Consider the following 11,373-nt stretch of genomic DNA (forward strand, 5'->3'; position numbering starts at 1 on the left):
ATGGTTCGGCTGTGGTGAGCCAGGCGGAGGCGGTGGCTCAAACGCCGCGCGGGCTGGATTGTGCCGCTGCGCGGCAATTCCAGCCCCGCCGGCGTTTGAGGCGCGGGGTCCGGGGCGGAGCCCCGATCTTTGAGCCCCGCCGGCGATTGAGGCGAGCGGGGCCCGGGGCCGCAGGACCCGGTTTCTGGGGCACCTCCCAGCGGTAGCTGGGGGAGAAGGGGCGGGGTGGGGAACGGCTCCGCGCAGCGGCAACCGGCAGCCGCCACCCGGACCCCCGACCCGAACGGCGCAACGGCCCCACCCCGCGCCGCCAGCCGCGGCACCCGGCCCCGTACGCCCCGGGAACCGGATGCCGCCACCTCGCGTTGACCAGGAAGGGAGGGTCCACTGGACCGTGGACCCGCAGCATTCGACGGGGGCTCCCTACCGCACCACTTGGAGGGCGTACCGTGCACCGCCGGCACAACGGGCTGAAGACCGCCGTACTCCTCGGCGGTCTGTCCGCACTCATCATCCTCATCGGAAGCTTCTTCGGGCGCGGCGGCCTGATCATCGCCGTCCTCGTCGCCCTCGGGACCAATGCGTACGCGTACTGGAACAGCGACAAGCTGGCGCTGCGCGCGATGCGCGCCCGGCCCGTGAGCGAGTTCGAGGCCCCCGCGCTCTACCGCATGGTGCGCGAGCTCTCCACCTCCGCCCGCCAGCCGATGCCGCGGCTCTACATCTCGCCCACCGACGCGCCGAACGCGTTCGCCACCGGCCGCAATCCGCGCAACGCCGCCGTCTGCTGCACCGAGGGGATCCTGCGCATCCTCGACGAGCGGGAGCTGCGCGGCGTGATCGGGCACGAGCTCAGCCACGTCTACAACCGCGACATCCTCATCTCCTCCGTCGCCGGAGCCCTCGCCTCCGTGATCATGTTCCTGGTGAACTTCGCCTGGCTGATCCCGGTCGGCCGGTCCGACGACGACGAGGGCCCCGGCCTCCTCGGCATGCTGCTGATCGCGATCCTCGGCCCGCTCGCCGCGTCCGTGATCCAGCTCGCCATCAGCCGCTCCCGCGAGTACGAGGCCGACGCCTCCGGCGCCCAGCTCACCGGCGACCCGCTCGCCCTGGCCAGCGCCCTGCGCAAGCTGGACGCGGGCACCAAGCAGCTCCCGCTGCCCCCCGAACCCCGCCTGGAGACCGCGAGCCACATGATGATCGCCAATCCGTTCCGACCGGGCCAGGGCCTTTCTAAGATGTTCTCGACGCACCCTCCGATGGCCGAGCGCATCGCCCGGCTCGAACAGATGGCAGGCCGTAGTCAGTGAAGACCATCCTGAACCTCATTTGGCTCGTCCTCAGCGGCATCTGGCTGTTCCTCGGCTACTGCCTCGCGGGCGTGCTGCTGTGCATCACCATCATCGGCATCCCCTTCGGCATAGCGGCCTTCCGGATCGCCGTCTACGCCCTGTGGCCGTTCGGGTACACCGCCGTCGAGCGCCGGGACGCGGGCGCCGCCTCCTGCATCGGCAACGTGCTGTGGCTGCTCCTGGCCGGCTGGTGGCTCGCCCTCGGCCACATCGTCACCGGCATCGCGCTGTGCGTGACGATCATCGGCATCCCGTTCGGCGTCGCCAACTTCAAGATGGTCCCGCTGTCCCTGCTGCCGCTGGGCCGCGAGATCGTCCCGACGGACGCGCCGTTCGCGTCGAGGTAGGAAGAAGCGAAAGAGGACGAAGCCAGTGTCGGCTGCCGCGCGCACGGCCACGACCACGACCCTGTCGGTCATCGTGCCGATGTACAACGAGGAGGAGGCCCTCCCGGCCCTGGTGGACCGGCTGCGGCCGGTCCTCGACGGCACGGGGGTCCCGTACGAGGTCGTGGCCGTCGACGACGGCAGCACCGACCGGACCGCGGAGCTGCTGGAGAAGTTCCGCACGGACTGGCCCGAGCTGCGGATCGTCCGGCTCCGGGGCAACTCCGGCCACCAGGCCGCCCTGCGCGCCGGACTGCACCGCTCGATCGGGGCGTACGTCGCCAGCCTCGACGCCGACCTCCAGGACCCGCCGGAGAAGATCCCGGAGATGCTGGACCTGGCCCGCACCGAGCAGTTGGACATCGTCTACGGGGTCCGCTCCGACCGCAGCACCGACACCGGCTTCAAACGCCACACGGCAGGCGCCTACTACTGGCTGATGCGCCGCTTGGTCGGCAAGCAGGTGCCGGCGCAGGCCGGGGACTTCCGGCTGCTCAGCCGGGAGGCGGTGGAGGCCCTGAAGTCCCTCCCCGACCAGCAGCAGGTCTACCGGCTCCTCGTCCCGTGGCTCGGCTTCCCGAGCGGCGAGGTCACGTACCGGCGGGGCGAGCGCGTGGCGGGCGAAACGAAATACCCGCTGAGCAAGATGATCCGCCTCGCCGTGGACGGCATCACCAACTTCTCCGCCGCCCCGCTGCGGCTGGCGACCTGGCTCGGGGTGGTCAGCTTCCTCGCCTGCCTGGTGATGATCGGCGTGACGCTGGTCATCTTCGCGGCCGGCCACACGGTTCCGGGATGGACCTCGCTCTTCGTCGCCATGCTCTTCCTCGGCGGCGTCCAGCTGATCTGCGTGGGCCTGCTCGGCGAGTACATCGGCCGCATCTACACCGCGGTCCAACGCCGCCCGACGTACTTCGTGGGCTACGACTCGGCCGCCCCCACAACCCCGAACCCACCCCCTCCCGACCAGCCCTGACCCGGCCCGGCAGCCCGCGCCCGCCGCTGCCGCTGTCCCCGCTGCACGGAGCCGTTCCCCTACCCGCCCCTTCTCCCCCAGCTACCGCTGGGAGGTGCCCCCAGAAACCGGGCTCCGCCCGGACCCGGTTCCGTGCGCTTCGCGCCCGGTGCGCTCAAACGCCGCGCGGGCTGAATCAGCCCCGCCGGCGATTGAGGCGTTTCGGGAAGGGGCGGGGTGGGGAGACGGCTCCGCGCAGCGGCAGACGCAGCGGCAGCCGCGGCCGCGGCCGGCGGTCAGTCGGCGGGGGCGCGGCGGGTGCGGGCGGCGTAGGACAGGGCGCCCACGGCCAGGACGGCGGCACCGGCGCCGACCGAGGCGGCCGGGAGCGAGAGCGCCAGGGCGGCGCAGCCGACCAGGCCGAGCGCGGCCACGAGCCGCCCCCGGACGCCGGCGTCCAACGTCCAGGCGGAGGCGTTGGCGACGGCGTAGTACGCCAGCACGCCGAACGACGAGAAGCCGATCGCCCCCCGGAGATCCACGGTCGCCGCGAGCACCGCGACCACCGCCCCCACGGCCAGCTCCGCATGGTGCGGCACCCGGTGCCGCGGGTGCACCGCGGCCAGCGTGCCCGGCAGGTGCCCGTCCCGCGCCATGGCCAGCGTGGTCCGCGACACCCCCAGCACCAGCGCCAGCAGCGAGCCCAGCGCCGCCAGGGCCGCCCCGACCCGCACCACGGGCGCCAGCCCCGGCACCCCGGCCGCCCGCACCGCATCGGCCAGCGGGGCCGCGGACCCCGCCAGGCCCGGCGCGCCGAGCACCGACAGCGCGGCCACCGCCACGGCCGCGTACACCAGCAGCGCGATCCCCAGCGCGAGCGGTACCGCCCGCGGGATCGTCCGCTGCGGGTCGCGCACCTCCTCGCCGAGGGTGGTGATCCGGGCGTACCCCGCGAAGGCGAAGAACAGCAGCCCGGCCGCCTGCAGCACCCCCGCAGCCCCGCCACCGCCCCCGCCCCAGTCGCCGCCGAGCCGCCCGGCGTCGGCCGCGCCGGACGACAGGCAGGCCGCCACGACCCCGGCCAGCACGGCCAGCACCACGGCGACGATCACGCGGGCGATCCGGGCGGACTTCTGCACGCCCCCGTAGTTCGCGGCGGTCAGCGCCACCACCGCCGCGACGGCCACCGCATGCTGCTGCTCCGGCCATGCGTACGCCCCGACGGTCAGCGCCATCGCCGCGCAGGACGCGGTCTTGCCGATCACGAAGCCCCAGCCGGCCAGGTACCCCCAGAATGGCCCGAGCCGCTCCCGCCCGTACACGTACGTCCCGCCGGAGGCCGGGTAGCGGGCGGCCAGCCGGGCCGAGGAGTGCGCGTTGCAGTACGCGACGCAGCCCGCCAGCGCCAGGGCCGCCAGCAGCGCACCGCCCGCCGGCCCCGCCGCACGGGCCGCCGGGGCGAGCGCGGCGAAGATCCCGGCCCCGACCATCGCCCCGAGCCCGACGACGACCGCGTCGAAGACCCCGAGCGTGCGCTTCAGCTCACCGCTCACGTCATCCCTCACGCCGCGGAGGGTAGCGGCCCCGGGTGACGGTCCTGTGGCCGCCCCGGGGAAGCCCGGCGACGAGCAGGACGACCCGCCGGGCGGCAGCGCCCTAGGTGACGCCCTCCCGGCCGGGCAGCGGGGCCCGGCCCCGCCCCCGCTCCCACCCGCGCAGGGCGGTCAGGCAGGCGTGGTCGAGGTGGCCCATCCCGCTCAGGTCCAGCCGCACCGGCTGCCCCGGCGGCAGCGCCTCCAGCGCGTCCAGCAGCTTCGGCAGCCGCAGGAAGCTGGCGCTGCCCAGCACCTGGACCCGCAGCTCGCCGCCCTCCCACACCTCCTCGATCTGTACGTGCGAGGTCTCCCAGGCGGCCTTGACCACGGCCAGCCCCAGTCCGACCAGCACGCCCTCGAAGAGGTTGGTCGCCACGACCGCCCCGGCCGTCGCCACCAGCACCACCGCCTCCCCGCGGTGCGTGCGCCACAGCGCGGCCACCGCCTTGGCCGGGAGCAGCTTCCAGCCCGCGTGCAGCAGCACCCCGGCCAGCGCCGCCAGCGGCACCGCCTCCAGCATCCCGGGTACGGCCACAGCGAAGAGCAGCAGCCAGCCGCCGTGCAGGATCCGGGACGCCCGGGTCCGCGCCCCGGCCTCCACGTTGGCGGCGCTGCGTACGATCACGGCCGTCATCGGCAGCGCCCCGAGCAGCCCGCAGACGGCGTTGCCGATGCCCTGGGCCACCAGCTCGCGGTCGTAGCGGGTCCGCGGCCCGTCGTGCATCCGGTCCACGGCGGCGGCGCTGAACAGCGTCTCGGCGGAGGCGATCAGCGCGAGCGCGACGACGGTCCCGCACGCCCCGACCGAGGCCAGCACCCCGAACTCCCCCCAGGCGGGCAGCCCGACCGCATCCAGCACCCCCGTCACCCGCACCCGCTCGACCGGCAGCCGCAGCACCGTGCAGACGGCCGTCGCGGCCGCCACCCCCACCAGCGCCCCCGGCACGACCCGCAGCCGGGCCGGTACGCGCCGCCAGCCGACGACCAGCACGATGGTCCCGGCGCCGAGCGCCACCGCGTTCCAGTCGGCCCGCGCGACCAGCGACGGCAGCGCGCCCAGCTTCTCGAGGGTCCCGCCGGGCGCTTCCACGCCGCCGACGGCGTACACCTGCGAGGCGATCAGTACGAGCCCGATGCCGGCCAGCATGCCGTGCACGACGGCCACGGAGATCGCCCGGAACCACCGGCCGAGCCGCAGTACCCCCATGCCCACCTGGAGCAGCCCGGCAGCCAGGACGAGCACGCCGAGCCCGGACACGCCGTGGGCCTGCACCGCTTCGTACACGAGCACGGTCAGCCCGGCGGCCGGCCCGCTGACCTGCAGCGCACTGCCGCGGAACCATCCCGTGACGAGCCCGCCGACGACCCCGGTGACGATGCCGAGCTCGGCGGGCACACCGGAGGCCACGGCCACGCCCACGCAGAGCGGCAGCGCGACCAGCGCGACGACGACGGAAGCCCCGAAGTCCTCGCGGAACGTGTCGGCCCCGGCCATGCGAGAACCCCCTGCCATGCGGAGCAACGAATTCCCCCCAGCGTGGCGGGCGCGCGCGGGGCAGCCCAAGTGCCCACTGGAAGCCCGTCGGGCGCGCGCGCCGCGCACGCCGGGCACACGAGCCCCACGCCCCTCGAAAACCACGCCGCCCCGGCGGCCACGAGGACCACCGGGGCGACGGGTCGCTCCTGTACGCCGACCGACATCGAGGAAACGAAGAAACGAGTAACCACCCAGCAGCGGCGGGGAGATGACACACGGCCTCGCCCGAACCGTGCACGGCGGCGGCCCCGGTGCGCCACCCCCCGTCGGGTCAGCGGTAGTTCACGAACTGGATCGCGAAGTCCAGGTCCTTGCCCTTCAGCAGGGCCTGGACGGCCTGGAGGTCGTCGCGGCTCTTGGAGCTGACGCGCAGCTCTTCACCCTGGACCTGGGCCTTGACGCCCTTGGGGCCCTCGTCGCGGATCATCTTGGCGACCTTCTTGGCGTTCTCCTGGGAGATGCCCTCCTGGATGGACGCGAAGATCTTGTACTCCTTGCCGGAGAGCTGCGGCTCGCCGGCGTCGAGCGCCTTGAGCGAGATGCCGCGCTTGACCAGCTTGGTCTCGAAGACGTCGAGGACGGCCTTGACCCGGTCCTCGGAGTTGGCCTCCATGAGGATCTTCTCGCCGGACCAGGAGATCGAGGCCCCGGTGCCCTTGAAGTCGTACCGCTGCGAGAGCTCCTTGGCGGCCTGGTTGAGGGCGTTGTCGACCTCCTGCCGCTCGACCTTCGAGACGATGTCGAAACTGGAGTCGGCCATGTGCTGTGGCTCCTTGAAGTCGGCTGTCGATGCCCCGGTGGGGCGCGGCCGGACCTACCCGGCCCGCTCCGCAAAGCCTAGCCACCGCGCCCGCCCGCAGCGCTGATCAATCCGGTGGCGAAGCACCCCCGAGCATCGGGTATTGTTTACGTCGTTGCCAGGGAGCACCGCCGAAAAGCGGTCTCGAAGGCGACATCCCATGGCGGTGTGCCCGAGTGGCCAATGGGAGCGGACTGTAAATCCGTCGGCTTAGCCTACCCAGGTTCGAATCCTGGCGCCGCCACATGGAGGAACGGCCCCTGATCTGCGGAAACGCGGATCAGGGGCCGTTTCGTTGTGTGCTGCGGCGGGTGGGTGGGGCCATCGGTTCGGGGGGCGGCCGTTCGGGCGGGCGGTGGGGGTGGGCGCATCGTCGGCCGGGGCGGGTCGTTCACCGGGGGTGAAATGGATTTCTGACACGCGTGGAAAGGTCGGCGGCGGGGTGCTGCTGACCCTGCTCGGGGCCGGGATCCCGGCCCTCGTCGGGGCGGCGCTGCACGGGCCCGCCCAGGAGCCCTACCGGCAGACCCGGCTCTACTTCGGCACCGAGCGGCCCGCCGGGCGGGCCGCGGTCACCGAGCAGGAGTTCGTCCGGTTCCTCGACCGGGAGATCACCCCCGCCTTCCCCGAGGGGCTGACCGTGCTCGACGGGCTCGGCCGCTGGCGCGCCGGCGACGGGGCGATGGTGCGCGAGCAGTCGTACGAGGTCGTGGAGCGGATCCGCGCGGCCTACGAGGAGCAGTACGAGCAGGACTCGGTCGGGCGGTCCGACGACAAGGTCACCGCCGATTTCTGAGCAGGGGGTCGGGTAGTCGGCTCAGTTGCCCGCCACTGCCTTGACCGCCACCGGGACCGGGGTCGAGCCGGAGACCAGTTCCAGGGTCAGGCCGGCCGTCGCCGGGGTCTCGATCAGCTCGGCCAGGACCGCGGCCACGTCGTCGCGCGGGACCGCCCCGCCGCCCGCGTGGGCCTCCAGGCGCACCAGCCCCGAGCCGGGCTCGTCCAGCAGCGAGCCCGGCCGCAGGACCGTCCACTCCAGGCCCAGCCGGGTGCGGACGTGGTCGTCGGCCTCGCCCTTGGCCCGCAGGTACGCGTCGAACACCTCGTCACCCTCGTGCTGCGCGTCCGCGCCCATCGAAGACACCATCAGGAACCGCCGTACGCGCGCCCGTTCGGCCGCATCGGCGAACAGCACCGCCGCGCCGCGGTCCACCGTGTCCTTGCGGGCGATCCCGCTGCCCGGGCCCGCCCCGGCGGCGAACACGGCCGCGTCCGCGCCCTGGAGGATGCCCGCCACGTGCTCGACCGAGGCCGACTCCAGGTCGCACAGCACCGGTTCGGCGCCCGCCTCCCGCAGGTCGTCGCCCTGCTCCCGGTTGCGGATGATGCCCGCGACCTCGTACCCGCGCACGGCGAGCAACCGCTCGAGCCGCAGCGCGATCTGACCGTGTCCACCCGCGATGACGATGCGCATGAGGCGACCGTACGACGAGCCGGGCGCTCCCGCCCGCGCACACCCGCGAGCCCTCAGGGACCTGGCTCCATACGGCCCTGTCGGGGCAGGTCCAGCGCGACGGCCACCGCCGAGTCGCAGTACTCCCGTACGGCGCTCGTACGGGCCACCACCCGCCCGCGGTGGATCACGATCCGGCTGTACGCCAGCGACAGCACCCCCGCGATCCGCTCCCCGCGCACGGCGAGCAGCTCCGCCGGGAAGCCGGCCTCCACCCGGACCTCCGGCAGGCCCATCGCCTCCCGGGCGGCGTCGCTGACCGCCGCGTAGGCCTCCTGCGGCCGCAGCCCGCCCTGCGAGGCCAGCAGGTAGGCCGCCTCCAGGGGGTCGCCCCGGCCGACCGGGTTCCCGGCGTCGCGCAGGGCCCCGCTGCCGGCCGCGACGCGGACCCCGGCGGCCCGCAGCAGCCGTACGGGCGCGGAGCGCAGGCCGCGGCGCTCCAGGGCCGCGCAGTCGCCCTGGGGCAGGCAGGTCACCCGTACGCCGGCCGCGGCCAGCTGGTCCGCGGCCCGGTGCGCCGCGTCCAGCGGGAGCCGCGACAGCCCGCCGCAGGGGCCGATCGTCACGCCGGGCCGCAGCCCGCCGGCCATCACCGCGAGCCGGGCCAGCCGGCCGGGGTCGTCGGCGTCGGTGTGCAGGTCCACCGGGCAGCCGTGCTCGGCGGCGAGGTCGAGGACGGCCTCCACGAAGCCGGTGGGGTCGGGGTCCAGGTCGGGGCAGCCGCCGATGACCGCCGCGCCCATCCGGACCGCGTCCCGCAGCATCGCGAGCCCGTCGGCGCCCGCCACCCCGGTCAGCAGCCGGGGCACGGCCACCGCGGTCAGGTCGGTCAGGCCGCGCAGCGAGCGGCGGGCCTGGAGCACGGCCGCCAGCGGGCCGAGGCCGTGCACGCCGCCGATCCGGACGTGGCTGCGGACGGCCGTCGCGCCGTGCCCCAGCTGGAGCAGGGCCGCCTCGGTGGCCCTGCGCTGCACCTCGTCCGGGGCGTACCCGACGGGCCCCTCGCCGTCCGCGGTCAGGGCGGTGTCCCCGTGTGCGTGCGGCTCGGCGGGCGCCGGGAGCAGCAGGTAGCCGCTGAGGTCCACCCGGGCCGGCGCGCCCGGCGGCAGGCTGCCCGCCGTGCCGACGGCCTGGATCCGGCCGCCGCCGAGCCGGACGTCGACCGTGCGGCCGTCCGTGAGGCGGGCCCCGGCGAGCAGCAGGGCGGTGGACTCGGCGGCGGGTGCGCCTCCGTGGCCGCCGGGGCGCAGCGGGCCCTGGCCGCCGCCCTCGCCGCGGCCGCCCGGCGGGAAGGGGGACGGCTGCTGGGGCTGGCTGTCGGACATCGCGCTCCTGCGGGGGCTCGGGCGGTCCTGGGCCCAGGTGGCCGCGGCCCGCGGCCCAAGATCACGCAGCGTGCTCCGAGCCTAGGGCGCGGGCGCCGCCGCTTCGGGGAAGGGCGCAATAGTCGTACCGGTGTGGTGCCAGTCGTACCGGTGTGGCGCCGCTGCGCCGAGGCGCTCCCGTACGCGCCCGGGCGGCGCGGGAGCGGGGGAGGGAGCGGGGGCGGAAACGGGGCGCCCCAAGGCGGTCGCGGCGGCTCCGCGGCCGGCCCCCGGGGCGTCGCAACGCCTTCGCGGGCGGGGTCGGAAGGCCCTGCGGGAGGGGCCTCCGCAATGGATTTGGGCGATCGGCGCGCAACCGTGTAATGTCTTCCTCGCTCGCCCCAATAGCTCAGTCGGTAGAGCGTCTCCATGGTAAGGAGAAGGTCTGCGGTTCGATTCCGCATTGGGGCTCTGGTGAGAGAGGCCCCCCACCCTCGGGTGGGGAGCCGATCATCATCAAAGCGGCGTAGCTCAGTCGGTAGAGCAAGCGGCTCATAATCGCTGTGTCACCGGTTCAAGTCCGGTCGCCGCTACCCACAGTAGCCGATTGCGGGGTCGGTCTCCCGATCGGCTACTCTTTTATGCGTTCGATCCGTCCATTAGTCCGTCAAGGAGCACTCACGTGGCTGCCACCGACGTCCGCCCGAAGATCACGCTGGCCTGCGTGGAGTGCAAGGAGCGGAACTACATCACCAAGAAGAACCGGCGTAACAACCCGGACCGCATGGAGATGAAGAAGCACTGCCCGCGCTGCAACTCGCACACCGCGCACCGCGAGACCCGCTGACACCGGCGAAGTCTCGAATACAGGCAACGTCATGAGGTCGTCCCCTTCAATGGGGGCGGCCTCGTGTCGTTTCCGCGTACGCGCGATCATTTCGATCCCGCGATCATCTCGTCCGTCTCGTCCGTCTCGTCCATCTCGTTCAATCAGGAGGTAGGGAGCCATGGCGCTCGACCAGTCCTTCGTCGGGCGGAGCTACCCGCCCACCGACCCCTACGAGGTCGGCCGGGAGAAGATCCGCGAATTCGCGGTCGCGGTGGGGGACGCCAATCCCGTCTACACCGACGCCGAGGCCGCCAAGGCCGCCGGCCACCAGGACGTGATCGCCCCGCCGACCTTCGTCTTCGCGATCACCTTCGCGGCCGCGGGCCAGGTCGTCGCCGACCCGCAGCTCGGCCTGGACTACAGCCGGGTCGTCCACGGCGACCAGCGCTTCGCGTACACCCGCCCCGTCCGCGCGGGCGACCGCCTCTCCGTGACCTCCACCATCGAGGCCGTGAAGACCCTGGCGGGCAACGACATCATCGACATCCGCGGCGAGGTCCACGACGAGACCGGCGAACACGTGGTGACGGCGTGGACGAAGCTCGTCTCCCGCGCCCCCGAGGAGGCCTGAGATGACCGCGCAGATCAAGTACGACGACGTCGAGGTCGGCACCGAGCTCCCCGCCGCGTCCTTCCCCGTGACGCGCGCCACGCTCGTGCAGTACGCGGGCGCCTCCGGCGACTTCAACCCGATCCACTGGAACGAGAAGTTCGCCAAGGAGGTCGGACTGCCGGACGTGATCGCGCACGGCATGTTCACCATGGCCCAGGCGATCCGCGTCGTCACCGACTGGGTCGGCGACCCGGGCGCGGTCGTCGACTACGGCGTGCGCTTCACCAACCCGGTCGTCGTGCCCAACGACGACAGGGGTGCCGTGATCGAGGTCACCGCCAAGGTCGCCGCCAAGCTGGACGACCGCCAGGTCCGCATCGACCTCGTCGCCACGGCCGGCGGCCAGAAGGTCCTCGGCCGCTCCCGCGCGGTCGTCGCGCTCGCCTGAGCCGCGGTGGGGGGGGGGGGGGGCCGCCCCCCGGCCGCG

The 11,373-nt window shown here is 73.8% G+C and carries 12 protein-coding genes and 3 tRNA genes; 10 read left to right on the forward strand and 5 right to left on the reverse strand.

Annotated elements, in window-relative coordinates; translation table 11 throughout:
• Positions 1-449: 449 nt before the first annotated feature.
• From htpX to ABZ924_RS35460, 3 genes are read left to right on the forward strand one after another with little or no spacing between them, the layout of a single operon-like run.
• Positions 450-1,313: a zinc metalloprotease HtpX gene (gene htpX, locus ABZ924_RS35450; protein WP_361919321.1), complete on the forward strand. Its 864-nt coding sequence runs from the start codon at positions 450-452 to the stop codon at positions 1,311-1,313.
• The gene (locus ABZ924_RS35455; RefSeq protein WP_361919323.1) at positions 1,310-1,702 is read left to right on the forward strand and encodes a YccF domain-containing protein; all 393 of its coding nucleotides are present in this window, start codon (positions 1,310-1,312) and stop codon (positions 1,700-1,702) included. The genes htpX and ABZ924_RS35455 overlap by 4 nt, the downstream gene beginning before the upstream one ends.
• Positions 1,703-1,727: 25 nt before the next feature.
• On the forward strand, positions 1,728-2,717 hold the full coding sequence (locus ABZ924_RS35460) for a glycosyltransferase family 2 protein (RefSeq protein WP_361919325.1): 990 nt from the start codon (positions 1,728-1,730) through the stop codon (positions 2,715-2,717).
• Between the two features lie 275 nt (positions 2,718-2,992).
• Here ABZ924_RS35460 and ABZ924_RS35465 read toward each other — a convergent pair whose 3' ends face one another.
• The 3 genes from ABZ924_RS35465 to ABZ924_RS35475 form a co-directional block, all read right to left on the reverse strand.
• Positions 2,993-4,261, reverse strand: a complete 1,269-nt coding sequence (locus tag ABZ924_RS35465; protein WP_361919327.1) for an APC family permease — start codon at positions 4,259-4,261, stop codon at positions 2,993-2,995.
• A 91-nt stretch (positions 4,262-4,352) separates the two neighbouring features.
• On the reverse strand, positions 4,353-5,804 hold the full coding sequence (locus tag ABZ924_RS35470; RefSeq protein WP_361919329.1) for a SulP family inorganic anion transporter: 1,452 nt from the start codon (positions 5,802-5,804) through the stop codon (positions 4,353-4,355).
• Between the two features lie 295 nt (positions 5,805-6,099).
• A complete protein-coding gene (locus tag ABZ924_RS35475) occupies positions 6,100-6,588 on the reverse strand; it encodes a YajQ family cyclic di-GMP-binding protein (protein ID WP_360624110.1) in 489 nt (162 codons plus the stop codon).
• Positions 6,589-6,789: 201 nt separating this feature from the next.
• On the opposite strand from ABZ924_RS35475, the gene ABZ924_RS35480 reads away from it, so the two are divergent.
• Both ABZ924_RS35480 and ABZ924_RS35485 read left to right on the forward strand, forming a co-directional pair.
• Positions 6,790-6,871, forward strand: a tRNA-Tyr gene (locus ABZ924_RS35480).
• Positions 6,872-7,069: 198 nt separating this feature from the next.
• Positions 7,070-7,423 (forward strand): DUF3574 domain-containing protein, encoded by a 354-nt coding sequence (locus ABZ924_RS35485; RefSeq protein ID WP_361919331.1) that lies wholly within the window; start codon positions 7,070-7,072, stop codon positions 7,421-7,423.
• A 21-nt stretch (positions 7,424-7,444) separates the two neighbouring features.
• Here the strand turns inward: ABZ924_RS35485 and ABZ924_RS35490 are convergent, their stop codons facing one another.
• Positions 7,445-8,101: an SDR family oxidoreductase gene (locus ABZ924_RS35490; RefSeq protein WP_361919333.1), complete on the reverse strand. Its 657-nt coding sequence runs from the start codon at positions 8,099-8,101 to the stop codon at positions 7,445-7,447.
• Between the two features lie 53 nt (positions 8,102-8,154).
• Positions 8,155-9,465 (reverse strand): amidohydrolase family protein, encoded by a 1,311-nt coding sequence (locus ABZ924_RS35495; RefSeq protein WP_361919335.1) that lies wholly within the window; start codon positions 9,463-9,465, stop codon positions 8,155-8,157.
• A gap of 377 nt (positions 9,466-9,842) precedes the next feature.
• Between ABZ924_RS35495 and ABZ924_RS35500 the strand changes: the two genes are divergently transcribed.
• From ABZ924_RS35500 to ABZ924_RS35520, 5 genes are all read left to right on the forward strand, one after another.
• Positions 9,843-9,915, forward strand: a tRNA-Thr gene (locus tag ABZ924_RS35500).
• Between the two features lie 49 nt (positions 9,916-9,964).
• Positions 9,965-10,037: transfer RNA gene (locus tag ABZ924_RS35505), tRNA-Met, on the forward strand.
• 89 nt (positions 10,038-10,126) lie between these two features.
• Positions 10,127-10,291: a 50S ribosomal protein L33 gene (rpmG, locus tag ABZ924_RS35510; RefSeq protein ID WP_007265873.1), complete on the forward strand. Its 165-nt coding sequence runs from the start codon at positions 10,127-10,129 to the stop codon at positions 10,289-10,291.
• A gap of 160 nt (positions 10,292-10,451) precedes the next feature.
• Positions 10,452-10,904 carry a MaoC family dehydratase N-terminal domain-containing protein gene (locus ABZ924_RS35515; RefSeq protein ID WP_361919338.1) on the forward strand — a complete coding sequence of 151 codons (453 nt, stop codon included), beginning with the start codon at positions 10,452-10,454 and terminating at the stop codon, positions 10,902-10,904.
• 1 nt (position 10,905) lies between these two features.
• Positions 10,906-11,334, forward strand: coding sequence for a MaoC family dehydratase (locus ABZ924_RS35520; protein WP_361919340.1), 429 nt, complete (start codon positions 10,906-10,908; stop codon positions 11,332-11,334).
• Positions 11,335-11,373 lie beyond the last annotated feature (39 nt).

The organism is Streptomyces sp. NPDC046876 (assembly GCF_040645035.1).
In the GTDB taxonomy this organism is placed as follows: domain Bacteria; phylum Actinomycetota; class Actinomycetes; order Streptomycetales; family Streptomycetaceae; genus Streptomyces.

Excerpts from the sequence above, each read along its gene's own strand:
- ABZ924_RS35470 (WP_361919329.1), bottom strand. The coding sequence starts at position 5,804 with ATGGCAGGGGGTTCTCGCATGGCCGGGGCCGACACGTTCCGCGAGGAC.
- ABZ924_RS35475 (WP_360624110.1), bottom strand. The coding sequence starts at position 6,588 with ATGGCCGACTCCAGTTTCGACATCGTCTCGAAGGTCGAGCGGCAGGAG.
- ABZ924_RS35490 (WP_361919333.1), bottom strand. The coding sequence starts at position 8,101 with ATGCGCATCGTCATCGCGGGTGGACACGGTCAGATCGCGCTGCGGCTC.
- ABZ924_RS35495 (WP_361919335.1), bottom strand. The coding sequence starts at position 9,465 with ATGTCCGACAGCCAGCCCCAGCAGCCGTCCCCCTTCCCGCCGGGCGGC.
- ABZ924_RS35515 (WP_361919338.1), top strand. The coding sequence starts at position 10,452 with ATGGCGCTCGACCAGTCCTTCGTCGGGCGGAGCTACCCGCCCACCGAC.
- ABZ924_RS35520 (WP_361919340.1), top strand. The coding sequence starts at position 10,906 with ATGACCGCGCAGATCAAGTACGACGACGTCGAGGTCGGCACCGAGCTC.